The following is a 25,362-nucleotide window of genomic DNA, read 5'->3' on the forward strand; positions in this document are numbered from 1 at the left end:
AGTGAAGAAATTGCCCCCACCCCTGGCCCCCCACAAGGGGAAGGGAAGTTCTGGGGTCGCCTGCCCCGTCAAGATGAACCGCGCGCCAAATGAAGGGCCCGCGGCATCATGTCCTCTTACGCTCTGTGGGGACGCGTAAGGGGTGGGGGTAGGTTCAGGCACTGCGACTTCCAGGGGCATGCTCAGTAACGGATCATCATCCCAGCTCAGGCGATGATGTCACGTTTCGACATAGGTGTCCGCCCAGTTCGAGACCGCCCAGCGCGGGTTGTTCGACACATTCTTCACCGTGTCGCGCGCGACGGTGATGAAGCCCCATTCGGCTACATTGATCAGCGGCAGGTCGGCCGCCACCTTCTTCTGGAACTGCTTGTAGAGCTCGATGCGCGCCGCCGGATCCAGCGTCTCCGCCGCCTTGGCGATCAGCGCGTCGAGTTCGTCGTTCTTGTAGCCGCCCTGGTTGGAGAAGGGCACACCGTCAGGAATACCCGACTGCACCAGGATCGTCGTCGAGATCGCCGGATCGCCGCGGAACACCGGCGGGGCGATGGCGATGTCGAAGGCGTGCTCGGTGTAGACGGCCTTCTGGTGGGCGGCAGAATCGTTGTTGACGATCTCGGCATCGATGCCGACGGCGGCCAGCGCCTGGCGCAGATAGTCGCCGAACTGCTTGGTCTCGTTGAAATAGGGCGCCGGCAGAAGCTTGAGCGCAAAACGCTTGCCGCCGTCCTTCTTCGGATAGCCGGCTTCATCCAGCAGTGCGTTCGCCTTGGCGACGTCGAAGCCATAGGTCGCAACATCAGGCGCGTAGAACTGCTTGTCGTTCTGCGGCACGATGCCGGTCGCCGGCTTGGCATAGCCCAGGAAGATCGTCTTGACGACGAAATCCTTGTCGATGGCATGGGCGATCGCCTGGCGCACCTTGAGGTCGGCCAGCTCCTTGCGGCGATGATTGACCTCGACCACCAGTTGGTAGGTCAACGCTTCGTAGCCGTCAGTGATGACCTTGATACCGGGAACCTTGGAGATGCGTTCGAGATCGGCCAACGGCACGGCAGAGAAAGCCGCAAGCTGGATCTCTTCCGCCTCCAGCGCGCCGGCGGCCGCGGCGCGGTCGGGCAGCACGCGATAGATGATCTCGTCGAGCTGAGGCTCGCCTTCGCCCCAGTATTTGTCGTAACGCTCCAGCCGGTAATATTCGCCCGCCTTGTGCTCGGCGAACTTGAAGGGTCCGGTGCCGATCGGCGCGTTGTTGGCCGGGTTCTCGGCAATATCCTTGCCGTCATAGACATGCTTCGGAACCACCGACGTAAGCGCCGGCAGCGCGTTCTTGATCAGCTGCAGCGGCGTCGGCTTGGAGAACTTGAACACGGCGGTGTTTGCGTCCGGCGTCTCTACCGCCTCCAGGTTCTTGAACACGACGCGGCCGAGATTCTGCAGCGGCTTCCAGACATTGAGCGCCGAGAATGCCACGTCGGCCGAGCTGAATGGCTGGCCGTCGTGCCAGGTCACACCCTCGCGCAGCTTGAAGGTGACGGACAGGCCGTCGGCAGAGCCTTCCCAGCTCGTTGCGAGCCGCGGCTCGAGCCCATCCTTGCCGTCGAACGAGGCCTCGGCCAGCGGTTCGACAACCTTGCTCGACACGAAGAACACGCCGTTGGAAGCGACGATCGCCGGGTTCAGGTTGCGCGGCTCGGAATCGGCGGCGACCACCAGTCGCCCGCCCTTCCTGGCCTGGCTCCAGCCGATCGACGGCAGCGCCGTCGAGGCCAGCAGGAACGCCGACCCTGCCAGAATCTTACGCCTCGAAATGTCAAATCCCGCCATGTCCGCCTCCAAGCCCTCGGCACGGCGACATTGCCGGCCCTCTGCTGCACACCTCCGAAAATCGGGACCGATCTTCGGAAAGGATCATGCACCGATCCAAGAATTCACAACGCCCTTTGCGCGTCCAAGTGAGCGCGCGGCGCTGTAGTGATGGCCGGGATTATGATCCGGTAAAGCCGTTTTGCGAGAGACGAAATTGGCGTTTTGCGCCGCTGGCCCAAAACATTGTGCTACGTGCGCGGCAATGGTCGTGCGAACGCGCCCAGAAATACTTCGGCCCGGAAACCGTTTGCGATTTCCGGGCCGAAGCAGCGATCGGTCTGTCGATGTCGGCAGCCTCTCAGGCCGCCTTCTTCCTGGCGAGGCGCGCGCGGATGCTGTCGACATCGGCGCGCGGCGTCGCCGCGAACAGCGTCTTGGTGTAGCTGTGCTTGGGATCGGCGAAGACCTCGTCGCGGCTGCCATATTCGACCGCCTCGCCGAAATACATCACCATCACCTCGTCGGCGATATAGCGCACGACCGAGAGGTCGTGGCTGATGAACACGTAAGTCAGCTGGAACTCGTCCTGCAAATCGGCAAGCAGGTTCAACACCTGGGCCTGCACCGACAGATCGAGCGCCGACACCGGCTCGTCCAGCACCAGAAGCTTCGGGTTCAGCATCAGCGCGCGGGCAATGGCGATACGCTGGCGCTGGCCGCCCGAGAACATGTGCGGGTAGCGGTTGTAGTGCTTCTCCTCGAGGCCGACCTTCTTCAACAGCGCCATCGCCCGGTCGCGGCGTTCGTCGGCCGGCGTGTTGGTGTTGATGACCAGCGGCTCGGTCAGGATGTCGCCGATCTTCTGGCGCGGGTTGAGCGAACCATAGGGATTCTGGAACACGATCTGCACCTTGCGGCGCATCTCGGGTGTCAGGTCGCCCTTGGCGATGTCTACGGTCTTGCCTTCGATCAAAAGTTCGCCCGACGTCGCCGGGTCGATCAGTGTCAGGATGCGGCCAAGCGTGGACTTGCCGCAGCCGCTTTCACCGACGATCGCCAGCGTCTTGCCCTTCTCGACCTGGAAGCTCACGCCCTTGACGGCGTGAACTGTCTTGGCCTTTTTCAGAAAGCTGCCCGGCACGTGGTAGTCGCGCACGATGTTGCGCGCTTCGAGAATGACGCTCATCGTGCAGCTCCTTCCGCCTGGTCGTCGACGAACAGTTCCGAGATCGTCGGCAGGCGGTCGCCGGTCGCATTGTCGGGCAATGCCGCCAAGAGGGCGCGCGTGTAGTTGCTCTTCGGGTTTTCGAACAGCGTCAGCACGTCGGCTTCTTCCATCTTTCGGCCCTTGTACTGCACGACCACGCGGTCGGCGGTCTCGGCCACGACGCCCATGTTGTGGGTGATCATGATCAGGCCCATGCCATGGTCGGCCTGCAGTTTCATCAACAGGTCGAGGATCTGCTTCTGGATCGTCACGTCGAGTGCTGTGGTCGGCTCGTCGGCGATGAGCAGCTTCGGATTGCAGGCAATCGCGATGGCGATCATCACACGCTGGCACTGGCCACCCGACATCTGGTGCGGGTAGGAGTTGAGGCGCTCGGCCGGATCGGGAATGCCGACCGCCTGGAACAGCTCGATCGCGCGCTTGCGGCGCGCAGCCTTGTCGAGGCCCATATGCACGCGCAGCACTTCCTCGATCTGGAAGCCGACGGTGAAGCACGGGTTGAGGCTCGCCACCGGCTCCTGGAAGATCATGGCAATGTCCTTGCCGATAATCTTGCGCCGTTCGTTTGCCGGCATTCCGAGCAGGTCGCGGCCGTTGAAAGTCAGCTTGTCGGCGGTGACCTTGGCCGTCCAGGGCAGCAAGCCCATCGCGGCCAGCATCGACACCGACTTGCCCGAACCGGACTCGCCGACGATGGCGAGAACCTCGCCCTCGTGAACCTTCATCGAGACGCCGTTGACGGCGCGGAAGGGACCGGAGGCCGTCTCGAACTCGACGACCAGGTTTTCGATTTCAAGAAGTGCCATCTCAGGACCTCTTCAGCTTGGGGTCGAGCGCGTCGCGCAGGCCATCGCCCATCAGGTTGATTGCCAGCACGGTGATCAGGATCGCAACGCCCGGAAGCGTCACCACCCACCACTTCGACTGAATGAACTCACGGGCCTCGGCCAGCATGGTGCCCCATTCCGGGGTCGGCGGCTGCGCGCCCATGCCGAGAAAGCCGAGTGCGGCGGCGTCGAGAATGGCGCTCGAGAACGACAGCGTCGCCTGGACGATCAGCGGCGCCATGCAGTTCGGCAGGATGGTCTTGAACATCAGGCGGGTATGGCCGGCCCCCGCCACCTTGGCGGCGACGACGTAGTCGCGGGTCTTTTCGCTCATCACCGCGGCACGCGCCAGGCGCACGAAATGCGGCTGGTAGACGAGCGAGATGGCGATCATCGCGTTGACCAGGCCCGGCCCGAGGATGGCCACCAGCACGAGGGCGAGCAGCAGCGACGGGAAGGCCAGGATGATGTCCATCACACGCATGATGGCGGTGTCGACCCAGCCGCGGAAGTAACCGGCGATGACGCCGAAGATGACGCCGACGACCAGCGACAGTGTGGTCACGATGACACCGACGAACAGCGAGAACTGGGTGCCGAAGATCAGGCGCGAAAGCATGTCACGGCCGACGGCGTCGGTGCCAAGCAGGAAGTCGGCGCGGCCGCCCTCCTGCCAGACCGGCGGAACCAGAACCGCGTCGCGGTACTGCTGGGTCGGATCATGCGGCGCGATCAGCGGCGCGAAGATCGCAAGCAGCACGAGGAAGATGAAGAACACGAGGCCGATGACGGCGCCGCGGTTTTCGGAGAAATAGTACCAGAACTCGGCCAGTCGCGCCCGGCGGGACGGGTCGGTCGAGACAGCACTGGTTGCAGCAGCTTGAGACATCGTGCCCTCCTAGTGCCGGATACGCGGGTTGATGAGGCCATACATCAGGTCAACCGCAAGGTTCACCAGCATGATCACGGCGGCAATCATCAGAAGGCCGCCCTGGATGACGGCGTAGTCGCGACGCGACACGGAATCGACCATCCACTTGCCGATGCCCGGCCAGGAGAAGATCGTCTCGGTCAGGATCGCGCCGGCCAGCATCACGCCGACCTGCAGGCCGACTGTCGTGACGACAGGGATCATGGCGTTGCGCAGCGCATGGACGCCGACGACACGGAAGGTCGACAGGCCCTTGGCGCGGGCGGTGCGGACATAATCCTCAGACAGCACTTCCAGCATCGCCGAGCGCGTCTGGCGCGCAATGACGGCGAGCGGAATGGTGCCCAGCACGATCGTCGGCAGGATCAGGTGGCTGACGGCCGACTTGAAGGCGCCGGCCTGGCCCGACAACAGCGAGTCGATCAGCATGAAGCCGGTGACGGGCGGGAAATAGAACATCAGCGAGATGCGCCCGGAGACGGGCGTCCAGCCGAGCATGCCCGACACCAGCATGATCAGCAGCAGGCCCCACCAGAAGATCGGCATCGAGAAGCCGACGAGGGCGGTGCCCATCATCGCCTGGTCGGCGAAGGAGCCGCGCTTGATCGCAGCGATGATGCCTGCGGGCACGCCGAGCACGATAGCGAAGATGATGGCGCAGAGCGACAGCTCGACGGTTGCCGGGAACAGTTCGAAGAACTGGTCGACGACAGGCCTCTTGGTGACGATCGAAGTGCCGAAATCGCCACGCACAACGCCCCAGAGATAGTCGAGGTACTGGATGACGATGGGCCGGTCGAAACCGAGCTGGGCGGAAATTTCCGCGTGGCGCTCCGGCGACATGACGCGTTCGCCGGAAAGCAGGGCGACAGGATCGCCGGGCAGAAGTCGGATGAAGGAGAATGCGATGATGGAGACCCCGATGAATGTCGGGATCAGGACGGCGAGCCGTCCCAACAGGAACCGGAGCATGTCGAACCTTTAAGTGAATGTTCCGAGAAAAGGTAAGGGTAGCACAAAATGTGCATTGGGGCGCTTGTGTTCCAAGCGCCCCAACCCAAGGCTGGCCTGTTTAGGCAACCTTACTCCGTGATGTCAACACCGTCGAAAGCGAAGTCGCCGAGCGGGCTCTGAACGAAGCCTTCGACGCCCTTGCGCATCGGAACGATCGACAGCGAGTGGTCGATGGTCGCCCAGGGAGCGTCCTTCTTGAACAGGACCTGCGCCTGCTCATAGAGCTTGGTGCGCTCGGCGATGTCGGAGGTTTCCTTGGCCTTCGTCACCAGATCGTCGAACTCCTTGTTGCACCACTGGGCGCGGTTGTTGCCGCCGACGGCGTCGCAACCGAGCAGGGTGTCGAGGAAGTTGTCCGGATCGCCATTGTCGCCGGTCCAGCCGAGCATGACGGCGCCGTCACGATCCTTGGCCTTCGACTTGTCGAGGTACTCGGCCCACTCGTAGGAGACGATCTCGACCGTCACGCCAACCTTGGCGAAATCGGACTGGATCAGCTCCGCCGCGCGGCGGGCGTTGAGCATGTAGGGACGCGAAACCGGCATCGCCCAGACCTTCATCTTGAGGTCCTTGACGCCAGCGGCTTCAAGACCCTTCTTCGATGCTTCCGGATCATACTTGTCGTCTTCGACGGCCTTGTTATACGACCACATCGTCGGCGGGATCGGGTTGGTTGCCGGCGTTGCAGCACCCTGGAACACGGCGTCGACGATGGCCTGCTTGTTGATGGCCTGGTTGAGCGCCTTGCGGACCTCCGGCTTGTCGAACGGAGCCTGGGTGGTGTTGTAGGCGAGGTAGGCGACGTTCAGGCCGGCCTGCTCCACGACCTTCAGGTTCGTATCTGCCTTCATCGCAGCCACGTCGGCAGCGTTCGGGAACGGCATCAGGTGGCATTCGCCGGCCTTCAGCTTCTGATAGCGAACCGATGCGTCAGGGGTGATCGCGAAGACGAGGTCGTCGATCTTCTGCTTGCCGCCCCAGTAATCCGGGTTGGCCTTGTAGCGGATGATGGCGTCCTGCTGGTAGGCGACGAAGGCGAACGGACCGGTGCCGAGCGGCATCTGGTTCATCTGGTTCATCTTGCCGTCAGCCTGAAGCTTGTCGGCATATTCCTTCGACACGATCGAAGCGAACGGCATCGCGATGTTGGCGAGGAACGGAGCTTCCTTGCGGGTCAGGGTGATCTTGACGGTCAGGTCGTCGACCTTCTCGACCGACTTGATGACTTCCGGGAAGCCCATGCCGGCAGCGTATTCCCACGAAGCGCCGGTCACATACTTGTTCCAGGGATTGTCGGCCTTCAGCTGACGCTCGAACGAGAACACGACGTCGTCGGCGTTGAAGTCACGGCTCGGCGTGAAGAACTCGGTGGTCTGGTACTTGACGCCCGGACGCAGCTTGAAGGTGTACTCCAAGCCGTCGTCGGAAACCGTATAGCTCTCGGCCAGGCCCGGCTCGGTCTCGGTGGTGCCCTTCTTGAATTCAAGGAGGCGGTTGTAGACGGTGTGCGCAGCGGCGTCGAAGGTCGTACCGGCGGTATAGAGGCCCGGATCGAAGCCTTCCGGCGAACCTTCCGAGCAGTAGACGAACGTCTTTGCGCTCGCCGCACCGCTGAGGACGGTTGCAGCCAGCAACGCGGCCGCAAAGGTCGTTTTTTTCAACATTGAACACTCCCTATGATTTTCCCAAGCCCTACCCGTCAGGCTCGCAGGCGCGCATATAAGCACCGTTTATCCAGCTTTGGAACTCCCCGCCCACCTGCCCTTTGGTAAGCAGAATAATTTACCCACAGATGGCTTCGAAATAGTACGGAATTGACTGTTATCATTAACGGAAACGGCATTTGCACTTCGCGTTAGATTCCGTTGCGGCAATTTTTATCATCGCCAAGAAAGCCAATTCGACCGCTGTTGCTGGTTCGGTCCGCTATAACTGCGAATGCTAAAATTCGTTCTGCGAGGTGACGTTGGGTGATACTTGCCGTTAACGTCAGGTGGCAATACAAACAACTACAACATGCCCCGACGCGGCACTGTTCTTGCGGCGCTGCGACGTGGACGAGGGCGAAAGCCGGCGACCTTCAACGCCGGACAACAAGAACAACCAGGGAGGCTGCATTGGCTAAATCTACCGGCAAGGCGAGCACGGCAAAGTCCGCAACCATGAAGGCGGCCGCCAAGCCAGCCGATACGACCAGGCCCGAAAGCAAAGCCGCCGCGAAAACCACTGCGCCAAAGCCGGCGCCTGCCAAAGCCGCGCCCGCCAAGGCCACTGCCGCTGCGCCTGCAAAGCCTGCCGCCGCGCCGAAGCCGGCAGCCCAGTCGAGCAAGCCCGCCGCCAAGCCGGCGCAGAAAGCCGAAACGAAGCCTGCTGCGTCCAAGCCCGCGACAACCAAGCCCGTGGCCAAGTCCGAGGCCGCTCCGGCAAAGGCGAAAACCACCGCGGCCAAGTCGGCCGCTGCAAAGCCGGCGGTATCCAAGCCGTCGGCCGTAAAGCCCGCGACCAAGACCGAAGCCGCACCTGCCAAGGCGAAGGCTGCAGCCGCTGCGCCAGCCGCCAAGGCCGAGCCGGCGAAGACAAAGACCGCGGCTGCAAAGCCGGCCCCCGCCAAACCCGCCGTAGCGAAAGCCGCGGCACCCAAGCCCGCAGCCAAGGCTACCGCCGCAAAGCCTGCCGCCAAGGCGGCTGCGGCAAAACCCGCACCTGCCGCGAAGGTGGCCTCTGCGGCCAAGGCCGCAGCACCCGCCAAGGCAGCCGCCGCGCGGTCCGATGACAAGCCATGGCTGAAGAGCTACCCGGCCACGGTTCCGGCCGAGATGCCGCCGCTGGCCTATAGCTCGATCGGCGACCTGTTGACCGAGGCCTGCCGTCAATATGCCGGCCGCCCGGCCTTCTCATGCATGGGCAAGTCGCTGAGCTATGGCGAGCTCGAGCGCATGTCGACGGCCTTCGCCGCCTGGCTCCAGTCGAAGGGCCTTGCCAAGGGCGCCCGCGTCGCCGTCATGATGCCGAACGTGCTGCAGTACCCGGTCGCCATGATGGCGATCCTGCGCGCCGGCTATACGGTGGTGAACGTCAACCCGCTCTACACGCCGCGCGAACTCGAGCACCAGCTCAAGGATTCGGGCGCCCAGGCCATCATCATCCTCGAAAACTTCGCCACCACGCTGCAGGCCGTCATCGCCAAGACCGAGGTCAAGCATGTCGTCGTCGCCTCGATGGGCGAGATGCTCGGGCTCAAGGGCCTGCTGGTCAATCTCGTCGTGCGCAAGGTCAAGAAGCTGGTGCCGGCCTGGTCGCTGCCCGGCCACGTCAAGTTCATGACGGCGCTCAAGGAGGGTGCCGGCCTCAGCTTCAAGCCGGCCACAGTCGCTGCCTCCGACATTGCCTTCCTGCAATATACCGGCGGCACGACGGGCGTCTCCAAGGGCGCGATGCTGATCCACTCCAACGTGCTCGCCAATGTCGCCCAGCTGGCGCTGTGGGTGGAGGACGCCTACACCGTCCGTCCAAAGCCGCCGCACCTGACCTTCGTCTGCGCGCTGCCGCTCTATCACATCTTCGCGCTCACGGTGAACGCGCTGATGGGCATGCAACAGGGCGCGCTCAACGTCCTCATTCCCAACCCGCGCGACATCCCCGGCTTCGTCAAGGAACTGGGCAAGTTCCAGTTCAACATCTTCCCCGGCCTCAACACGCTGTTCAACGCGCTGACCAACAACGAAGACTTCCGCAAACTCGACTTCTCAGGCCTGATCCTGTCGCTCGGCGGCGGCATGGCGGTGCAGCGGCCGGTGGCCGAGCGCTGGAAGAAGGCGACCGGCAACCACATCACCGAAGGTTACGGTCTGTCCGAAACCTCGCCGGTGGCGACCGCCAACAAGTGCTCGTCGCCCGACTTCACCGGCACCATCGGCCTGCCCCTGCCCTCGACCGACATTGCCATCCGCGACGAGAACGACAACGACATGCCGCTCGGCGAGGTCGGCGAAATCTGCATCAGGGGTCCGCAAGTCATGGCCGGCTACTGGAACCGCCCCGACGAGACCGCAAAGGTGATGACCTCCGACGGCTTCTTCAAGTCGGGCGACATGGGCTTCATGGACGAGCGCGGCTTCACCAAGATCGTCGACCGCAAGAAGGACATGATCCTGGTCTCGGGCTTCAACGTCTATCCCAACGAGCTCGAGGACGTCGTCGCCCAGCATCCCGGCGTGCTTGAGGTCGCGGCCGTCGGTGTGCCGGACGAACATTCGGGCGAAGTGCCAAAACTGTTCGTCGTGCGCAAGGATCCCGACCTCACTGTCGAGACGCTGATCGCCTACTGCCGCGAAAACCTGACCGGCTACAAGCGGCCGAAATATATAGAGTTCCGCACCGAACTGCCGAAGACCAATGTCGGCAAGATCCTACGGAGAGAACTCAGGGGCTGAGGCTCCGCTCGATCCGAACGACAACGGCCATCGTGGGAACACGGTGGCCGTTTTTGTGCCCCCGGCGGCTCGACGCGCCGATCGCATGCCAATCAGGGCGTATCGGTACATCAGGCGACCAGCAGTGCCGCAACCCGATCAGCCAGTCAGCTTTGCAACCAGATCGGCATAGTCGTCAAACACCAGATCCGGCCCGTGGGCGCGCAAGGTGGCGCCTGCATTGTAGCCGAAGGTCACGGCGCCGGCCGCGATGCCTGCGTCTCGAGCCGCCTCGATGTCGCGAACCTCGTCGCCGATGGCGATGGCGCGCCGCCTGTCGGCGCCAATGCGCTTGATAACGGCCTTGAACATCGCGCTTTTGCCCCACAGCGACGCGCCGCACTGGAAGTGGCTGACATGAGCCGTAGCCGGCCCAAGCGTCCGGCGAATTGTCTGCTCGCCATTGGAGCTGACGATGGCAACACTGATGTTGCTTGCGGCAAGGCTCGCAAGCATCGGCTCAACTCCGGGGAACAGTGCAACCGCATCACCGCTTTCAGCGCTCAGCTTGCGCATGTGCATGGCTATCGCCGGCAGCTTCCATTTGGCGACGCCCAGGCGGGCAATGATCTCACGCGTTCCGAGCGCGCGCAATTCGTCGATCTCGTCCTCCGCCACCTCGCGAAAGCCAAACTGCCGCGCCGTCTGGTTGAGCACCGAGCAGAACCACGGAAAGCTGTCGGCCAGCGTTCCGTCATAGTCGAAGATCGCAAGGGAGAAGGAAGACATCGCACCGCCGCCGTAAACGCAGCGTCACTGCCCCAGTGTCGTTGCGGCGTCAATGCGGGCCGGTCCGACATCGGCCCCGGTCACGCCGGCATAAATGCTGGTTCCCTATCGATTCAGGCCCAGCCACCCGCCTACGTAGCCCGGCAGATGTCGACCGGCTATCACGCCCGGCCTGCCATCATCCGCGCCTCGTCGCGGCGCAGCGTCAACACCTCGACGCCGGTCGCGGTCACGGCGACTGTGTGCTCGAACTGCGCGGAGAGTTTGCGGTCGCCCGTCACGACGGTCCAGCCGTCGCTTTCGGTTGCAACCCTGCGAGTGCCCTGGTTGACCATCGGCTCGATGGTGAAGACCATGCCCTCACGCAGTTCCTCGCCGGTTCCCGGGCGTCCGAAATTCAGCACCTGCGGCTCCTCGTGCATCTCGCGGCCGATGCCGTGGCCGCAATATTCCCGCACCACCGAATAGCCGTTCCGCTTGGCATGTCGCTCGATGGCGAAACCGATGTCGCCGAGATGCGCTCCGGGCCGGACCTGCCTGATGCCTTTCCACATCGCCTCCTGCGCCACCCGCACCAGCCGCATCGCCGCCGGCGCGGCATTGCCGACGAGATAGGTCTTGCTCGAATCGGCGATGTAGCCGCCCTTCTCCAGCGTGATGTCGAAATTGACGATGTCGCCGTCCCGGATGATCTGGTCGCGATCGGGCACGCCGTGGCAGACGACGTGGTTGATCGAGCAGTTCAGCACATGCTTGAAGCCATACTGCCCCTTGCTCGCCGGTCGCGCGGCGAGGTCGACGGTGATGAAGCGCTCGACAAGATCATTGACCTGCAATGTCGACATGCCGGCCAGTTCCTGCCCGTCCAGCATCTCGAACACCGACGCCAGCATCCTGCCCGCCACGCGCATCAGCGCCAGTTCGTCCGGGGTCTTGACCATGTCAGGCGACCGCCAGATCCCTGACATGCACCTGCGCCGCCGCAAACTGCATCTTGACGATCTCGTTGAACGACAGGGTCGGGTTGGCTTCCGCCAGCATGCCGACCTTCATCCAGAACTCGGCCTGCGCATTGATCGACCGGCACATCACCGTGCTCGCCCGCCTGACTTCCTCATGCAGGTCCTCGTCGATTTTCACGATGCCCATGAATGTCTCCTGATACGAATATACGTATCATATACGTTTCATATGTTCCTCGGTCAACCGGGCTCGGCGACATGAAGGGCCAGCGAGGCACGTCGCAAAGGATACCCTTGCCCGGCGCCGTCACATGACGTAAAGGGAACCCGTCGCGAAAAGCGACCGCTTCCCTTGATCCGCTCAGTGGCGGAGTAAACAGGTGGACGAATAGTCGTCCAGGCGGTCAAGTACAAGCACCCATGCCGTTTCGAGCGTGGGTCGCCAGCGTCTCCCAAAATCATGTCGCCTGACATCGATCAGGCCCCATTGCGAGCCCCATCGGCGCCACGCGCCGCTGCGCGCTTGCATCAATTGGAGTCCGCCATGAGCAAGCCGCTCATCGTCATCTTTGTTGCCGTCGTCCTCGATGCCATCGGCATCGGGCTCATCTTTCCGATCCTGCCTGCGCTTTTGCGCGACGTCACCCATGCCGACAATGTCGCCGCCTATATCGGCGTCATGACGGCACTCTACGCCGCCATGCAGTTCGTCTTCGCTCCAGTCCTCGGTTCGCTGAGCGACCGGCTCGGCCGTCGCCCGGTGCTCTTGATCTCGCTCGCCGGGGCGGCGGTCAACTACCTGTTCCTGGCCATTGCCCCCAGCCTCTGGATGCTGCTGCTCGGCCGCGCCATAGCCGGGCTGACCAGCGCCAACTTGTCGGTGGCGACTGCCTACATAACCGACATCTCCGCCGAGCATAAACGTGCCCGCCGCTTTGGCCTGTTCAACGCCATGTTCGGCATTGGCTTCATCATCGGGCCCGTGCTGGGTGGCGTGCTCGGCGACCACTGGCTGCGCCTGCCCTTCATCGCGGCAGCCGTGCTCAACGTCTGCAACCTCCTGCTGGCATTTTTCGTCCTGCCGGAATCGCGAGAACCCAGCCGGGCGAAGATCGACCTCGCCGCGCTCAATCCGCTTAGGCCGCTGCGCTGGCTGTTTTCGATGAAGCACCTGTTGCCCGTCATTTCCGTCTTCCTCATCTTCAGCGCCACCGGCGAGGCCTACGGCACCTCCTGGGCGCTGTGGGGCAGCGATGCCTTTCAGTGGAACGGGCTGTGGATCGGCCTGTCGCTGGGCAGCTTCGGCGTCTGCCAGGCGCTTGCCCAGGCTTTTCTACCCGGTTCCGCAGTCAGGCTGCTCGGCGAGCGCACCGCCATCCTCGTCGGCATCGCCTGCGCCTGCATTGCACTGGTCGTCATGGCATTCGCCACCGCGAGCTGGATGATCTTCGCCATCATGCCGCTCTTCGCCCTCGGCGGCATCGGCGTGCCCGCCCTTCAGTCGCTCGCCACCCGGCAGGTCGACGAGAGCCAGCAGGGCCAGTTCCAGGGCGTGCTCGCCTCGGCGCTCAGCCTCGCCTCGATCGCAGCCCCGCTCGCCTTCTCCAGCTTCTACTTTGTCGTCCGCGCCCAATGGCCCGGCGCGATCTGGCTCTCCGTCATCGCCCTCTACGCGCTGAGCGTGCCGCTGGTGCTTGGCCTGAGGTTTCGCGAGGCGGTGCCGGCAGCGGCGACGTGAAGCTGGTGGGTGGGTAGGGTGCGAGACGTGGAGAGCTTTCCACGCTTTTCCGATTTTTCTGAACCGGAGCCGCCAAGCGGAACTCCCGCAGACCGCCTCGGTCTCATTCCTTCCCCCCCTCTGCCCTGCCGGGCATCTCCCCACAAAGGGGGAGATCAGGCCTGCATCTGCCCCGCGGCTAATCGCCAACGTCGCAAGCATGACAGTGCGGGATAGGCACCGCCGGCGACGCGACTAATCTCCCTCCTTGTGGGGGAGATGGCCGGCAGGCCAGAGGGGGGTGCGAAGGATCGCGACGCCAAAGGTTGGCCTCGTAAAGAACGACTGCCAGCGCCACTGTCACCATCCCCGGTGGACAGCCGCCGCCAAGGGGAGAAGGAAAATTGCGCCTTACGCCCCCCCAACCTTCTCACCAAAGGTCGAGAAGAACTGGCCGGCCAGCTTCTTCGAAGTCGAGGTGATCAGGCGGCTGCCGAGCTGGGCGATCTTGCCGCCGACATCGGCCTTGGCCTCGTATTTGAGGATCGTCGAACCGGGCCCGTCCTCGGTCAGCGTCACGTCGGCGCCGCCCTTGGCGAAGCCGGCGATGCCGCCCTTGCCCTCGCCCTCGATGGTGTAGGAATGTGGCGGCTTGAGGTTCTTCAGCGTCACCTCGCCGGAAAAAGTCGCCTTGATCGGACCGATCTTGAGCACCACCTTGGCGGCCATCTCGGTCGGCGAGGTCATCTCCAGGCTCTCGCAGCCGGGAATGCTCTCCTTGAGCACATTGGGATCGTTGAGCGCCTTCCACACCACCTCGATGGGGGCGGCGATCTTTTCCTCGCCTTCGATCACCAGGGCCATGCGTTATCCTCCCGAATGCCGATCCGATCGAGGCGTAACGCAGCGCCCGGCGATTGTCCATCGCCGCACTTGTTGTCAGCCTTTGCGGCCATCGGGATCAGGCCTTACGGCCAATCGGGATCAGGCCTTACGGCCGATCGGGATGATCTCGCCCGTGTCAGGCGCGTAGGGCGCGCCCTGCCAGCTGCCGAGCCAGCGGTCGACGACGAGCCCGGCCGCGGCGATCATTTCGGCGAGCGCCTGCTGCGCCGGAAAGGCGATGCGCGACTGGGCATGGAACTGCCGCCCGCCGGCCGGCACGCGATAGAAGGTGTCGTAGGTGACAATGCCCGTTACCGCGTCCTGGACGGCGTCGTTCCAGGCCTCGACGGCGCCGAAAGTGGGATGCGCAACGGTGCGCCTCGAGTGGTCAGGTCCCCACTCCAGCCACTCCCGGGCCAGCGGATTGCGGCTGTCGAAGATGAAGCGGCCGTCTGATGCCAGGTGGGCAGCGATGGTGTCGAGCACGGCGCGCTGGTCATCGGCGGTCAGGAACACCTGGAAGGCGTGGCCGGTCAGGATAACCAGGTCGAAGCACTTGCCGAGACGCAGCGACCGGGCATCGCCCTCGACCCATTCGACGCGATCGCCACCGCAGCGCTTGCGGGCGACGTCGAGCATGGCCGGCGCCGGATCGGCACCGGTGACCGCCCTGCCGTCGGCCAACATCGCCGTCAGCGCGCCGGTGCCGCAGCCGAGGTCGAGCACGCACTTGGCGTCGCCAACGAAGCCCATGATGAAGTCGACATCGTCGCCGCCTTCGTTCTCGAGGTCGTAGAACTGGACAAGCTCGGGGTCGATGTAAAGGCGGTCGTCGATCAAGGCATTGCTCGCTCTGCTTGTTGAAGTCGCGCATCTTTGCGAAAGCCGGTTTCGGCTTTCGGACCGACGCGCCGGCGGCGCATTCTTATCATTGGAGCGTCACGAGAAAAGCCTCGCCGGCCGGACCAGAGGCCGACGAAAGTTGCACCAGGGCATCGCCCAACGGCATCCTGCGCGTTGCGCCCTTCGTCGCTCTTGCAGCGCTTTGGTCCTTGCCATAACGATGCAAGTCCGGATTTCGGGAGGAATTGATGGCCGGCACAAAGACGACGAAGAAGCTCCGTTCGCAGGAGTGGTTCGACAATCCCGACAATCCCGGCATGACCGCGCTCTATCTCGAGCGCTACCTGAATTTCGGCCTGACGCGCGAGGAGCTGCAGTCGGGCAAGCCGCTGATCGGCATCGCCCAGACCGGCTCTGACCTGTCGCCGTGCAACCGCCACCACATCGAGTTGGCCAAGCGCGTGCGCGACGGCATCGTTGCCGCCGGCGGCGTGCCGTTCGAGTTTCCCTGCCACCCGATCCAGGAAACCGGCAAGCGCCCAACCGCCTCGCTCGACCGCAACCTCGCCTATCTCAGCCTCGTCGAAGTGCTCTATGGCTATCCGCTCGACGGCGTGGTGTTGACCATCGGCTGCGACAAGACTGCGCCAGCGCTTTTGATGGCAGCGGCCACCGTCAACATACCGGCGATCGCGTTGTCGGTCGGCCCCATGCTCAATGGCTGGCACAAGGGCGAACGCACCGGCTCGGGCACCATCGTGTGGAAGTCGCGCGAGCGCCTGTCGTCGGGCGAGATCGACTACAACCAGTTCATGGACATCGTCGCCTCGTCGGCGCCGTCGGTCGGCTATTGCAACACCATGGGCACGGCGACGACGATGAACAGCCTGGCCGAGGCACTCGGCATGCAGCTGCCCGGAGCGGCTGCGATCCCCGCGCCCTATCGCGAGCGCGGCCAGATCTCCTACGAGACCGGCAAGCGCATCGTCGACATGGTACGCGAGGATCTGAAGCCGTCCGACATCATGACCCGCGAAGCCTTCGAAAACGCCATCGTCATCAATTCGGCGATCGGCGGCTCGACCAATGCGCCGATCCACCTCAATGCCATTGCCCGTCATCTCGACGTGCCGCTCGACAATGACGACTGGCAGAGGGTCGGCCACCATGTGCCGCTGCTGGTCAATTTGCAGCCGGCCGGCGAATATCTCGGCGAGGACTATCACCACGCCGGCGGCGTGCCGGCTGTTGTCGCCGAACTGATGAAGGCCGGCCTGCTGCCGCACCCCGACGCGATCACCGCCAACGGCAAGTCGATGGGCGAGAACTGCGGCGCCACCGAGAACATGGACCCCAAGGTCATCAGGTCGGTCGCCGACCCGTTGAAGAAGGACGCCGGCTTCATCAACCTCAAGGGCAATCTGTTCGACAGCGCGATCATGAAGACCAGCGTGATCTCGCCGGAGTTCCGTGACCGCTATCTGTCAAACCCCAAAGACCCGGAAGCCTTCGAAGGCACGGCAAAGGTGTTCGACGGACCGGAGGATTATCACGCCCGCATCGACGACCCCGCCGAGAACATCGACGAGCATACGGTGCTGTTCATGCGAGGTGCTGGGCCTGTCGGCTATCCCGGCGGCGCCGAGGTGGTCAACATGCAGCCGCCGGCCTATCTGCTCAAGCGTGGCATCCACTCGCTGCCCTGCATCGGCGATGGCCGTCAGTCGGGCACATCGGGATCGCCCTCGATCCTCAACGCCTCGCCGGAAGCCGCCGTCGGCGGCGGGCTGGCGCTGCTGAAATCGGGCGACCGGGTGCGCATCGACCTGAGGAAAGGTACCGCCGATATCCTGGTCAGCGACGACGAGATCGCCCGCCGCCGCGCCGAATTGCAGAACAATGGCGGCTATCACTTCCCGGCGCACCAGACGCCATGGCAGGAAATCCAGCGCGGCATGGTCGACCAGCTGGCGCAAGGCATGGTGCTGAAGCCGGCCGTCAAATACCAGCGCGTCGCCCAGACCAAGGGCCTGCCGCGCGACAATCACTAGGTACCCCCGGGAGCATCATTGCCTAGGCACAATCACGCCTCGGGCACGGTCAGCCCGAGACGCAGTCAGTCGAGGCGGATCGCCGTTTGCTCGCCCGCCACATTTGCGGCTTCGCCGGAGCAGATCGGCTGCGCCAGCATCTCGGCGAGAATGCTGCGCTGGTTGGTCTCGGCACGCGCGGCGTAGTGACCGAGATGCTGCGCGGCGGCAGCTGTCCCGATACCTACGGCCAAGGCCGTGCCAACAACTGCACCCCAGCGCACCCGGTGATGCCAACCGGATGCCGCTCTCAGCAAGCGGCGCCAGGCTGCCATCGCGGCGAAGAGCAACGCTGTCAGGGCGCAGCACATCACCCGCTCAGCCGTGCTTGCCGCAGCCGCAATCCGCCGGGTGGTAGCGGCCCGTCATCTCGACCATGCCGCCCTTGCCATACATGTCGTGCGGCCTGACCCAGTCGGCGAGCAGGTGGAACGGACCGTTCTCGGCGCGGCCCTTGGGCATCACGTCGAGAAAACCATAGATGCCGAGAAACTGCTCCGCGCCGCGGCCGAAGGTCGAATAGGTCTGATAGATCTGGCCGTCATCGTCCTTGTAGAAGACGCTGTCGCCGGAAAGATCCTCGATAGGGAAATCGAGTGGCGCGAAGTTGTAGACGGCCTGCTTCGCCGCCAATTGCTCAGGCGTGTAGGAGACGTTGAAGTCGTAATTGAAGTCGCTGCGGAAGGACGAGACGAAGCGCGCCTTCCAGCCCATGCGCGCCTTCAGCGCCTCGGCTTCGGCCAGCGGCGCACGGGTGACCGCAACGTAGCTGACGTCGTGGTTTTCGAGATGGACGAGCACGCTGTCGACATTGTCCATCTCGAACGAGCAGCCGACGCAATGGTGCTGCTGGCCCGGCGCCATCATGAAGTGCTTGACGAAAAGCTGGCTGCGCCCGTCGAACAGGTCGGACAGCGACAGCCTAGCTTCGGGAGCGTCGAAATAATACTGCTTGTCGATCCTGACCCAGGGCAGTTCGCGCCGCTCGGCGCTCAGCGCGTCGCGCGCCCTGGTCATTGCCTTTTCCTTGGCAAGCAGCGTCCGGCGCGCCGCAACCCACTCGTCTCGTGATACGGTTTCATGCTGCATGTCACTCTCCATCTTTTGGACACAGGTTTCCAATCGGCCGCCCCGTGGCGGCCGTCATGCACGGCTCGAAGGTCCGATGCTTGCTGCTAGAGGTAGGCGGTCACCACAGGTGGCCGGTCCCAGGCGTCGTTCTTGCCGTCCTCATAGGTGATCGGTACGGCAGCCAGTTCGTCGGCCGAGATGTCGTCGAGACAGGCGATGTTCACCGCAAAGAAGTCGCCGCCCATGATGTCGAAGCTTGCCGAGGCAAAGGGATGGACGCCGCAGCGGCTGCAGAAAGTGTGGCGGATGGCTGACGAGTTGAAGCGGTACTCGGTCAGCATGTCGGCACCCGCGGTGACGCGGAAGCCGGCAGGCCGGGCAAAATTCTTCCAGAAACGGGTCTTGGCGCACCAGGAGCAGTTGCAGCGGAAGCTCGACGTCCACCAGACGCCGTCGAGCTCAGGCGTCGAGCGTTGGCCTTCGGGTGCCAGATCGAGCTGGCATTCGAAATGCACGGCCCCGCAATGGCAACTGCCGCGGTAGGATTTCAGCATCTTCGTTTCTCCTCGCATGGCTGTTCGTTCCGATGATCGACAACGATCATCGGGGACAGCGGTTTCAATCGGGCAGTCGGCGCGCCGGCGGCTTCAGCCGGCGCGAAGCTTCACAGCACGGGTCGGCCGGCAAGCGCGTCGGCCAGGCGATCGAGGCATTCGCCCCAGCCGCCCAGATGCGAGTCGCGCGTTTCGACGTCGAGGAACGGCTCCTGGCGGAAGGTCAGCCGCGTGCGGTCTCCTTCAGGCTTCAACGTCACCGTCACCAGCGTTTGCCAGTCGGGGTCGTGGTCCCAGGCAAAGGTGAAGACGATCCTCTCGTTCTCGACGACCTCGCGGAAGGTGCCGGTCATGCCATCCTCGACGTGGCCATGAATGAGCAGATGGTAGCTGCCGCCGTTACGGAACTCGTGCGTCTCGCAGCTCGACGTAAAGCCCTTCGGCCCCCACCAGCGGCAGAGATGCTCGGGGCTCGACCACATGCGGAAGACGAGCGCCGGCGGCGCATCGAAGACACGTGAAAATTCGAGGACGAGCGACTGGGCGGCGACGGTGTCAGTTCTTGCGGTCATCCTGGTCTCCCCTGGGCGTCTGCAGTTCCTTGAGATAGTCGGCCATGCGGTCGAAGCTCTGATCCCAGAAGCGGCGGTAGCGCTCGACCCAGTTGGCGATGTCCTTGAGCGGCCCCGCCTCCAGCCGGCACGGGCGCCACTGCGCCTCGCGGCCGCGGCTGATCAGACCGGCGCGCTCCAGCACCTTCAGGTGGCGCGAGATCGCCGGCAGGCTCATCTCGAACGGCTCGGCCAGCTCGTTGACGGTCGCCTCGCCCTGCGCAAGCCGGGCAAGGATGGCCCGTCGGGTCGGGTCGGCGAGGCTGGCGAATGTGGCGTCGAGGTGATCTTTGGTCATCTATTTAGCAGACTTGTTAATTAACCTATCTGTTAAGTACAACCGGAAAGCCACGCTGTCAAGCGAGGCCGAAAATAGCGGCCGGAAGGGTTGCATGACCACGCCATGGAATAGACGCCCTGCCCGCCCGTTCTCCCTGCCATCATCAAGGAGATGCAAGAATGTTCCTGACGCCCAAGCCGCGCGCGATACGCTTTCTCTGCCGCCCCGAAGACGACGGCGTGATCCCGCCGCCGGTGTCGGCCAAGACCTTCATGCCCGACTGGTTTCGCAAGCTGCCGGCGGTCGATCCCGAGAAGCTGTCGACCGGCGACAGCGGGCTGACGGTCAAACGATGCATGCCGTTTCTCGACGCCATGACGGCCGGCTGGATCATCCGGCTGGCGGCAACCGTGCGCATGGAAGTTTCGGACGGCGGCAAGAAGGTCGATACCGCCTGGGACTTCGACCGCACGCTGGTCAGCAACCACGGCGCCCATCAGGTGGCCGGCAATCCGCGCGCGCCGCTGCCGCCGTGCAAGTTCCATAATTACTGGAGCATCCGTACCCCACCGGGCTGGAGCTGCCTGTTCGTGCAGCCGCTGAACCGCCCCAATGGCATCTTCGAGATCATCTCGGGCGTCGTCGACACCGACAGCTATCCGGCCGAGATCCACTTCCCGTTCTTCGCCACCGGCGCGGACGGGCTGCACATCATCGAGAAGGGCGCGCCGATCGCGCAGGTCATCCCTTTCGAGCGCAAGGCGCTGGAGCTTTCGGCAGACATTCGGGCCGAGCGGGAAGACGAAAAACATGACCGCAGCCGCACCTTCCGCAACACCATCTCCACCGACGGCTGGTATCGCCGCTTCGCCCGCAGCCAGCGCTGAGGCGCCCTTTTCAAGGCGTACGAAAAAGGGCCGGTGGCAAACCACCGGCCCTTTTTCTGCGTTTCCGTCGGGATCAATCGTCGTCGGACGACGAGTTCGACGAGCTGTTGGAGCTCGAGTTCGACGACGAATTGGAGCTGGAATTGGACGAGGAGTTCGCACTCGTGTTGCTGGAGGAATTGGACGAGCTGTTGGAGCTCGAGTTGTTGGACGAGTTCGACGAACGGTTGGAACTCGAATTGCTCGATGCGTTCGACGAGCTGTTCGACCAGCTCTTGCCGTCGGATTTCTTGCCGCCGGCAATGACCGTCTTGAAGAAGCGGCTGATGTCGTCGTCGGCATGTGCAGGCGTCTGCGCCAGCGGTGCGGCGAAGATCAGGGCACCAAGAATGGCGAGGGTCTTTTTCATCTGTCATCTCCTGTTCGACAATCTTGCTGATTGCCGGGGAGGAACGGGAGACATCGGTGACTATTCCACCGCCGCCGGGAAATTCTGCCGATGAATGTCCGAGGATGTTTGAATTCACCCCTCGCCTCGCCTAACTGGAAACCGACGCAACGGACGCAAGCCATGGCCAGACGACGATCATCCCTCGGTTTCCTCGGCCTGTTCGGCCGCTCCAGCGACCTGCGCGAACTTGATGCGGCGTTGCGCGCGGTCGACCTGCATCCGGCGCTGGTGCCGGAGGGGGTGAAGCTCACCATCGTCAACCTGATGAAGGACCATTGGCCCGAAGAGCCGCCTTCTTCAGCCTATCCGCCCATCGCCCAGTTGTTCGGCTACTGCATTGCTGGCGCCGACGCCTTTGCCGGCGCCAATGGCGGCGACATGGCCGTGCGGGCGGAACAGCGCATCGAGATCGCGCTCGATGCCGAGGACAGTTTCGACGCCCAGATCATCCTGCTGGCGCTGCATGCCAAGCTGATCAATCCCGACGTCGTCGAACGCTTCGGGTTGTCGGCCGACTAATCGGCAGCCTGCTCGACCAAAGGCTCCTTCATCAAGGTCGCCGGGTCCGGGCTAGTCAGCGCGAGCAGCGGCAGGGCCGCGGCGCCGATCAGGGCGCAGCTCTGGCCGAGACCGCTGACCTCGACTCGTGCCTCTGTCATATCCGAACGAACCGACGGGCCGGGATCACCCATTTTTTCTACCAGCCTGTGCAACAGCCAGGCAGGTGCGGTGCCGCCGAGCACGATCGCCTGGGGATCGAAGATGTTCTCGAGGCTGACGAGCGCTCGAGACAGTGCCGAAGCTGCGCCATCCAGCCAGGATTGCGGAACGGTCTCCGGCGCGAGCGCAGCACCTGCCGGCAACAGACGCCTGAGGCCATCGAGCGCCAGAGAGCCATGCAGGCAACCGCGATTGCCGCAGTGGCACTTCGGTCCCTTGGGTTCGATGAGGATGTGGCCGAACTCGCCGGCATTGCCGCGTCCGCCATGCACCGGCACGCCGCCCTGCACGATCGCACCACCAACGCCCTCACCGAGGAAAAGATAGAGGAAGTCGCCGCGCCCCTTGGCCCGGCCATGCGTGTACTCGGCCATGGCGGCGGCATTGGCGTCATTCTCGAACACCAGCGGGGTCGACGCAAACAGGGCCTCGAAGGGCTTGGCGAAATCCGCCTGTGCGGCGGCGAGCCCGCCCGTCGCCGACCAGCGGCTGGCAAGCGGACGCGAGACCACGACACCTGTGCCGAGCCGAGACAGCCCGTCGGCCGCGGTGGCCACCTCGCGCGCGATCGCCCCCAATACGTCCAGTTGCTGGCCGTGATCGCCGCCTAGGGCGCGCGCCTCCGGCCGCGCCAGGACGTTGCCGGCGAGGTCGGTCGCGATGGCGTGGCAGGCGCCCGCCGCGACATGCAGGCCGAGGCAATAGCCGGCGCCTGGGTTGATCTCGATGTCGATCTGCGGCTGGCCGCGCTGGCCGCGCCGGCGGCCGGTCTCGCGCACCAGCCCGGTGTCGATCAAATCCTCGATGATGTTGCGGATGCCTTGCGGCGTGAGGCCTGAAAGCCGCGCCAGCTCGATGCGCGACAGGCTGCCGTGGCGGCGCAGCGCGTCGAGCACGACGGTGCGGTTGTAGCGCCGGGTCAGCGTCGCCGAATTGCCGTTGGCCATGTTTCCTCCCTCGATTCCAGTCTCGCTAGCATATAAAAGTAAAACAACGAAATTTCTTTATTGACTCCAAGCCAGCTTCCGCTAGCCTCGCGGCGGATCGAACAGGCCCGCTATGGAGATGGGCCGCAAGCAAGGGAGATCAGTCGATGCAGTCGATCGACCGCGTGAAGCTGAGGGAGATGTTTCCGCCGCCCGGCGACCTGGTGGTGCAGAAGGTGCTCGATCGGCTCGACCAGCATTGCCTGCATTTCCTGTCCCTGTCGCCGTTCCTGTTGATCGCGACCCAAGGTCACAACGGCGCCGACGTGTCGCCGCGCGGCGACCCCGCCGGCTTCGTCAAGGCGATCGACAGGCAAACGATCCTGATCCCCGACCGGCCCGGCAATAACCGGCTCGATACGATGGAGAACATCCTCGACAACCCGCGTGTCGGCTGCCTGTTCCTGGTGCCGGGGCTGGGCGAGATCCTGCGCATCAATGGCGAGGCCGACCTCGTCGTCGGGCCGGAGCTGGAGCAGCTTGCCTTCCAGGGCAAGACGCCACCGGTCGCCATCCGCATCCGGGTCCGCGAGGCGCTGTTCCACTGTGCCAAGGCGGTCATCCGCTCCAAGGTCTGGAGCCCGGCGACCTTTGCCAGGCGCGAGGATTTTCCGCCGCTGGGTGCCGTTCTGGCCGACCAGATCGCCGGGCTCGACAAGGACGAGATGATCGAATGGATCCGCGCGGGCGACCAGCGGACGCTCTACTGAGGGTGTGACATGATCGAAATCAACTTCACCGAAGCCGACGGCAACACCCGCCTGCTGAGCGCCGAGCCCGGCGGCACGCTGCTGAGCGCCATCCTTGGCGCCGGCATCAAGGGCATCGTCGCCGAATGCGGCGGCGGCTGCTCATGCGGCACCTGCCACGTCCATGTCGCCCTGGACTGGACAGGCAGGCTGCCGGCGCCGGCCGACGACGAGACCGACATGCTGTCGCTGGCCGAGGACGTGACCGAACAGAGCCGCCTTGCCTGCCAGATCAAGCTCGGTCCCGAACTGAACGGCCTGAGCGTGGCGATCCCGGGAGCCGCCTGATGGAGCGCATCGTCATTGTCGGTGCCGGCCACGCCGGCGTGCAGGCGGCGGCCTCGCTGCGCGACGAGGGTTTTGACGGGGACGTCGAGCTGGTCAGTGCAGAAAGCACCCTGCCCTATCATCGCCCGCCGCTGTCGAAGCGCTTTGCCGAGGGGCTGACCGACGAGGCGATCGCGCTCAGGCCGGCGGCGTTCTACGCGACGCAGGGCATCAGGCTGCAGCGCGGTACGGCGGTGGAAGAAATTGACGCCAGGAGGCAGCGTTTGACTCTGGGGAGCGGCGAACAGCTTGCCTATGACCAGTTGATCCTCGCTACCGGCGCGCGCAACCGCCGGCTTGCGGTTCCCGGCGAGGAGCTGAAGGGCATCGTCTCGATCCGCGATCTCGGCGACGCCTACCGGCTGGCCTCGTCCGTCGTCGTCGGCACGAGGGCCTTCGTCGTTGGTGCGGGTTATCTCGGCCTCGAGGTGGCCGCCGTACTGGCCAGGCGCGGCGTGAAGGTGACCATCGCCGCGTCGCGTCCGCTGCCTCTGAGCCGCTCGGTGTCCGAGGGGACGGCCAAGGTGTTAGCGACGGCGCTGCGGGAGATGGGCATCGCGACCATCGTCGGCGCCGATATTACCGGTTTCGAAGGCAACAGGCACCGCGTGACCGGCGTTCGGCTGGGCGACGGCAGGTGGTGCGCGACGGAGCTTGTTGCCATCGGCATCGGCGCCGTGCCCAGTGTCGAGCTCGCCGACCATGCCGGGCTCGACGTCGACGACGGCATCTTGGTCGACGACGCGTTGGCGACGTCGGCTGCCAACATCTCCGCCATTGGCGACTGTGCGCGGCTGCGTGGCGGCGTCCGGCTGGAGAGCGTGGCCAATGCCACCTTCCAGGCACGCCGCATCGCGGCCCAGCTCTGCGGCAAGCCCCATCTGACACCGGAGACGCCCTGGTTCTGGAGCGATATCGGCGAGCTCAAGCTTAAGATGGTGGGAGTGAGGCAGCCTGACGATGTGGTGCAGACACTGGCAGTCAATGACGGTCATGTCGCGCTATGCTTCCGCGACCAGCAGTTGGCTGCCGTCGAGACGATCAACGCCAACCGCGTCCATGTCGCGGCGCGGCGTATTCTCGACGCGGGTGTCCCGCTCGGAATGGACGTGGCCAACGCGCCCGGCTTCGACATTGTGGCTCATGCGAAGGCACTTGCCGCACGAGTGGCCGAGTCTTCACGCGCAGCCTAGGCCGCACAGCAGGTCTGTTGAAATAC

General features: G+C 64.1%; 26 protein-coding genes. 8 read left to right on the forward strand and 18 right to left on the reverse strand.

Annotated features, from left to right (window positions below; all coding sequences use genetic code 11):
- Window positions 1–219: 219 nt before the first annotated feature.
- The 6 genes from SLT36_RS27210 to SLT36_RS27235 form a co-directional block, all read right to left on the reverse strand.
- Window positions 220–1,827 carry an ABC transporter substrate-binding protein gene (locus SLT36_RS27210; protein WP_432285079.1) on the reverse strand — a complete coding sequence of 536 codons (1,608 nt, stop codon included), beginning with the start codon at window positions 1,825–1,827 and terminating at the stop codon, window positions 220–222.
- Between the two features lie 340 nt (window positions 1,828–2,167).
- Complete coding sequence (locus tag SLT36_RS27215) at window positions 2,168–2,995, reverse strand: ABC transporter ATP-binding protein (RefSeq protein WP_432285080.1); 828 nt, start codon at window positions 2,993–2,995, stop codon at window positions 2,168–2,170.
- Entirely contained in the window at window positions 2,992–3,843 is an 852-nt protein-coding gene (locus tag SLT36_RS27220) for an ABC transporter ATP-binding protein (RefSeq protein ID WP_192318495.1), read from the reverse strand. The genes SLT36_RS27215 and SLT36_RS27220 overlap by 4 nt, the downstream gene beginning before the upstream one ends.
- Before the next feature lies 1 nt (window position 3,844).
- Window positions 3,845–4,753 carry an ABC transporter permease subunit gene (locus tag SLT36_RS27225; protein ID WP_432285081.1) on the reverse strand — a complete coding sequence of 303 codons (909 nt, stop codon included), beginning with the start codon at window positions 4,751–4,753 and terminating at the stop codon, window positions 3,845–3,847.
- A 9-nt stretch (window positions 4,754–4,762) separates the two neighbouring features.
- Window positions 4,763–5,767, reverse strand: coding sequence for an ABC transporter permease subunit (locus SLT36_RS27230; RefSeq protein WP_432285082.1), 1,005 nt, complete (start codon window positions 5,765–5,767; stop codon window positions 4,763–4,765).
- 110 nt (window positions 5,768–5,877) lie between these two features.
- Window positions 5,878–7,473 carry an ABC transporter substrate-binding protein gene (locus SLT36_RS27235; RefSeq protein WP_432285083.1) on the reverse strand — a complete coding sequence of 532 codons (1,596 nt, stop codon included), beginning with the start codon at window positions 7,471–7,473 and terminating at the stop codon, window positions 5,878–5,880.
- Window positions 7,474–7,926: 453 nt separating this feature from the next.
- On the opposite strand from SLT36_RS27235, the gene SLT36_RS27240 reads away from it, so the two are divergent.
- Entirely contained in the window at window positions 7,927–10,242 is a 2,316-nt protein-coding gene (locus tag SLT36_RS27240) for a long-chain fatty acid--CoA ligase (RefSeq protein WP_432285084.1), read from the forward strand.
- A 138-nt stretch (window positions 10,243–10,380) separates the two neighbouring features.
- Here the strand turns inward: SLT36_RS27240 and SLT36_RS27245 are convergent, their stop codons facing one another.
- The 3 genes from SLT36_RS27245 to SLT36_RS27255 form a co-directional block, all read right to left on the reverse strand.
- Complete coding sequence (locus tag SLT36_RS27245) at window positions 10,381–11,010, reverse strand: HAD hydrolase-like protein (protein ID WP_432285085.1); 630 nt, start codon at window positions 11,008–11,010, stop codon at window positions 10,381–10,383.
- Window positions 11,011–11,171: 161 nt separating this feature from the next.
- Window positions 11,172–11,951 carry a type I methionyl aminopeptidase gene (gene map / locus SLT36_RS27250; RefSeq protein WP_432285086.1) on the reverse strand — a complete coding sequence of 260 codons (780 nt, stop codon included), beginning with the start codon at window positions 11,949–11,951 and terminating at the stop codon, window positions 11,172–11,174.
- A 1-nt stretch (window position 11,952) separates the two neighbouring features.
- Window positions 11,953–12,159, reverse strand: a complete 207-nt coding sequence (locus SLT36_RS27255; RefSeq protein ID WP_432285087.1) for a ParD-like family protein — start codon at window positions 12,157–12,159, stop codon at window positions 11,953–11,955.
- Window positions 12,160–12,516: 357 nt separating this feature from the next.
- Here SLT36_RS27255 and SLT36_RS27260 point away from each other — a divergent pair, with 357 nt between their 5' ends.
- Entirely contained in the window at window positions 12,517–13,710 is a 1,194-nt protein-coding gene (locus SLT36_RS27260) for a TCR/Tet family MFS transporter (protein WP_432285088.1), read from the forward strand.
- Window positions 13,711–14,100: 390 nt separating this feature from the next.
- Here SLT36_RS27260 and SLT36_RS27265 read toward each other — a convergent pair whose 3' ends face one another.
- Window positions 14,101–14,553 (reverse strand): SRPBCC family protein, encoded by a 453-nt coding sequence (locus tag SLT36_RS27265; RefSeq protein ID WP_154386903.1) that lies wholly within the window; start codon window positions 14,551–14,553, stop codon window positions 14,101–14,103.
- Window positions 14,554–14,673: 120 nt separating this feature from the next.
- Window positions 14,674–15,411, reverse strand: a complete 738-nt coding sequence (locus tag SLT36_RS27270) for a class I SAM-dependent methyltransferase (protein ID WP_432288514.1) — start codon at window positions 15,409–15,411, stop codon at window positions 14,674–14,676.
- Between the two features lie 254 nt (window positions 15,412–15,665).
- On the opposite strand from SLT36_RS27270, the gene SLT36_RS27275 reads away from it, so the two are divergent.
- Entirely contained in the window at window positions 15,666–17,468 is a 1,803-nt protein-coding gene (locus SLT36_RS27275) for an IlvD/Edd family dehydratase (RefSeq protein WP_432285089.1), read from the forward strand.
- A 65-nt stretch (window positions 17,469–17,533) separates the two neighbouring features.
- Here SLT36_RS27275 and SLT36_RS27280 read toward each other — a convergent pair whose 3' ends face one another.
- The 5 genes from SLT36_RS27280 to SLT36_RS27300 all read right to left on the reverse strand — a co-directional run bounded on the left by SLT36_RS27280 (window position 17,534) and on the right by SLT36_RS27300 (window position 20,041).
- A complete protein-coding gene (locus SLT36_RS27280; RefSeq protein WP_432285090.1) occupies window positions 17,534–17,701 on the reverse strand; it encodes a hypothetical protein in 168 nt (55 codons plus the stop codon).
- 124 nt (window positions 17,702–17,825) lie between these two features.
- Window positions 17,826–18,596: a DUF899 domain-containing protein gene (locus tag SLT36_RS27285; RefSeq protein ID WP_432285091.1), complete on the reverse strand. Its 771-nt coding sequence runs from the start codon at window positions 18,594–18,596 to the stop codon at window positions 17,826–17,828.
- Window positions 18,597–18,682: 86 nt separating this feature from the next.
- On the reverse strand, window positions 18,683–19,132 hold the full coding sequence (locus SLT36_RS27290; protein WP_432285092.1) for a GFA family protein: 450 nt from the start codon (window positions 19,130–19,132) through the stop codon (window positions 18,683–18,685).
- A gap of 110 nt (window positions 19,133–19,242) precedes the next feature.
- The gene (locus SLT36_RS27295; protein WP_067965512.1) at window positions 19,243–19,704 is read right to left on the reverse strand and encodes an SRPBCC family protein; all 462 of its coding nucleotides are present in this window, start codon (window positions 19,702–19,704) and stop codon (window positions 19,243–19,245) included.
- Window positions 19,688–20,041, reverse strand: coding sequence for an ArsR/SmtB family transcription factor (locus tag SLT36_RS27300; RefSeq protein ID WP_432285093.1), 354 nt, complete (start codon window positions 20,039–20,041; stop codon window positions 19,688–19,690). Before SLT36_RS27300 ends, SLT36_RS27295 begins: the two co-directional genes overlap by 17 nt.
- A 161-nt stretch (window positions 20,042–20,202) precedes the next feature.
- Here SLT36_RS27300 and SLT36_RS27305 point away from each other — a divergent pair, with 161 nt between their 5' ends.
- Complete coding sequence (locus tag SLT36_RS27305) at window positions 20,203–20,910, forward strand: DUF6065 family protein (RefSeq protein WP_432285094.1); 708 nt, start codon at window positions 20,203–20,205, stop codon at window positions 20,908–20,910.
- Between the two features lie 73 nt (window positions 20,911–20,983).
- On the opposite strand, the gene SLT36_RS27310 is transcribed toward SLT36_RS27305, so the two are convergent.
- A complete protein-coding gene (locus tag SLT36_RS27310) occupies window positions 20,984–21,319 on the reverse strand; it encodes a hypothetical protein (protein ID WP_432285095.1) in 336 nt (111 codons plus the stop codon).
- Between the two features lie 162 nt (window positions 21,320–21,481).
- On the opposite strand from SLT36_RS27310, the gene SLT36_RS27315 reads away from it, so the two are divergent.
- Entirely contained in the window at window positions 21,482–21,880 is a 399-nt protein-coding gene (locus tag SLT36_RS27315; protein WP_432285096.1) for a hypothetical protein, read from the forward strand.
- On the opposite strand, the gene SLT36_RS27320 is transcribed toward SLT36_RS27315, so the two are convergent.
- Window positions 21,877–23,028 (reverse strand): ROK family protein, encoded by a 1,152-nt coding sequence (locus SLT36_RS27320; protein WP_432285097.1) that lies wholly within the window; start codon window positions 23,026–23,028, stop codon window positions 21,877–21,879. The two genes, SLT36_RS27315 and SLT36_RS27320, sit on opposite strands and share 4 nt — an antisense overlap.
- Before the next feature lie 146 nt (window positions 23,029–23,174).
- Between SLT36_RS27320 and SLT36_RS27325 the strand changes: the two genes are divergently transcribed.
- The 3 genes from SLT36_RS27325 to SLT36_RS27335 are packed head-to-tail and all read left to right on the forward strand — an operon-like array spanning window position 23,175 to window position 25,336.
- Window positions 23,175–23,777, forward strand: coding sequence for an MSMEG_1061 family FMN-dependent PPOX-type flavoprotein (locus SLT36_RS27325; RefSeq protein WP_432285098.1), 603 nt, complete (start codon window positions 23,175–23,177; stop codon window positions 23,775–23,777).
- 9 nt (window positions 23,778–23,786) lie between these two features.
- Window positions 23,787–24,104 (forward strand): 2Fe-2S iron-sulfur cluster-binding protein, encoded by a 318-nt coding sequence (locus tag SLT36_RS27330; RefSeq protein ID WP_432285099.1) that lies wholly within the window; start codon window positions 23,787–23,789, stop codon window positions 24,102–24,104.
- Window positions 24,104–25,336, forward strand: a complete 1,233-nt coding sequence (locus SLT36_RS27335; protein WP_432285100.1) for an NAD(P)/FAD-dependent oxidoreductase — start codon at window positions 24,104–24,106, stop codon at window positions 25,334–25,336. Before SLT36_RS27330 ends, SLT36_RS27335 begins: the two co-directional genes overlap by 1 nt.
- The last annotated feature ends 26 nt before the right edge of the window (window positions 25,337–25,362 follow it).

It is taken from the genome of Aminobacter sp. BA135 (assembly GCF_050859125.1).
Lineage (GTDB): Bacteria > Pseudomonadota > Alphaproteobacteria > Rhizobiales > Rhizobiaceae > Aminobacter > Aminobacter ciceronei.

Bases quoted from the DNA above. Each gene is read 5' to 3' on its own strand.
- SLT36_RS27210 (WP_432285079.1), bottom strand. From the start codon at position 1,827: ATGGCGGGATTTGACATTTCGAGGCGTAAGATTCTGGCAGGGTCGGCG.
- SLT36_RS27215 (WP_432285080.1), bottom strand. From the start codon at position 2,995: ATGAGCGTCATTCTCGAAGCGCGCAACATCGTGCGCGACTACCACGTG.
- SLT36_RS27220 (WP_192318495.1), bottom strand. From the start codon at position 3,843: ATGGCACTTCTTGAAATCGAAAACCTGGTCGTCGAGTTCGAGACGGCC.
- SLT36_RS27225 (WP_432285081.1), bottom strand. From the start codon at position 4,753: ATGTCTCAAGCTGCTGCAACCAGTGCTGTCTCGACCGACCCGTCCCGC.
- SLT36_RS27230 (WP_432285082.1), bottom strand. From the start codon at position 5,767: ATGCTCCGGTTCCTGTTGGGACGGCTCGCCGTCCTGATCCCGACATTC.
- SLT36_RS27235 (WP_432285083.1), bottom strand. From the start codon at position 7,473: ATGTTGAAAAAAACGACCTTTGCGGCCGCGTTGCTGGCTGCAACCGTC.
- SLT36_RS27245 (WP_432285085.1), bottom strand. From the start codon at position 11,010: ATGTCTTCCTTCTCCCTTGCGATCTTCGACTATGACGGAACGCTGGCC.
- map (WP_432285086.1), bottom strand. From the start codon at position 11,951: ATGGTCAAGACCCCGGACGAACTGGCGCTGATGCGCGTGGCGGGCAGG.
- SLT36_RS27255 (WP_432285087.1), bottom strand. From the start codon at position 12,159: ATGGGCATCGTGAAAATCGACGAGGACCTGCATGAGGAAGTCAGGCGG.
- SLT36_RS27260 (WP_432285088.1), top strand. From the start codon at position 12,517: ATGAGCAAGCCGCTCATCGTCATCTTTGTTGCCGTCGTCCTCGATGCC.
- SLT36_RS27265 (WP_154386903.1), bottom strand. From the start codon at position 14,553: ATGGCCCTGGTGATCGAAGGCGAGGAAAAGATCGCCGCCCCCATCGAG.
- SLT36_RS27275 (WP_432285089.1), top strand. From the start codon at position 15,666: ATGGCCGGCACAAAGACGACGAAGAAGCTCCGTTCGCAGGAGTGGTTC.
- SLT36_RS27285 (WP_432285091.1), bottom strand. From the start codon at position 18,596: ATGCAGCATGAAACCGTATCACGAGACGAGTGGGTTGCGGCGCGCCGG.
- SLT36_RS27290 (WP_432285092.1), bottom strand. From the start codon at position 19,132: ATGCTGAAATCCTACCGCGGCAGTTGCCATTGCGGGGCCGTGCATTTC.
- SLT36_RS27295 (WP_067965512.1), bottom strand. From the start codon at position 19,704: ATGACCGCAAGAACTGACACCGTCGCCGCCCAGTCGCTCGTCCTCGAA.
- SLT36_RS27300 (WP_432285093.1), bottom strand. From the start codon at position 20,041: ATGACCAAAGATCACCTCGACGCCACATTCGCCAGCCTCGCCGACCCG.
- SLT36_RS27305 (WP_432285094.1), top strand. From the start codon at position 20,203: ATGTTCCTGACGCCCAAGCCGCGCGCGATACGCTTTCTCTGCCGCCCC.
- SLT36_RS27310 (WP_432285095.1), bottom strand. From the start codon at position 21,319: ATGAAAAAGACCCTCGCCATTCTTGGTGCCCTGATCTTCGCCGCACCG.
- SLT36_RS27315 (WP_432285096.1), top strand. From the start codon at position 21,482: ATGGCCAGACGACGATCATCCCTCGGTTTCCTCGGCCTGTTCGGCCGC.
- SLT36_RS27320 (WP_432285097.1), bottom strand. From the start codon at position 23,028: ATGGCCAACGGCAATTCGGCGACGCTGACCCGGCGCTACAACCGCACC.
- SLT36_RS27325 (WP_432285098.1), top strand. From the start codon at position 23,175: ATGCAGTCGATCGACCGCGTGAAGCTGAGGGAGATGTTTCCGCCGCCC.
- SLT36_RS27330 (WP_432285099.1), top strand. From the start codon at position 23,787: ATGATCGAAATCAACTTCACCGAAGCCGACGGCAACACCCGCCTGCTG.
- SLT36_RS27335 (WP_432285100.1), top strand. From the start codon at position 24,104: ATGGAGCGCATCGTCATTGTCGGTGCCGGCCACGCCGGCGTGCAGGCG.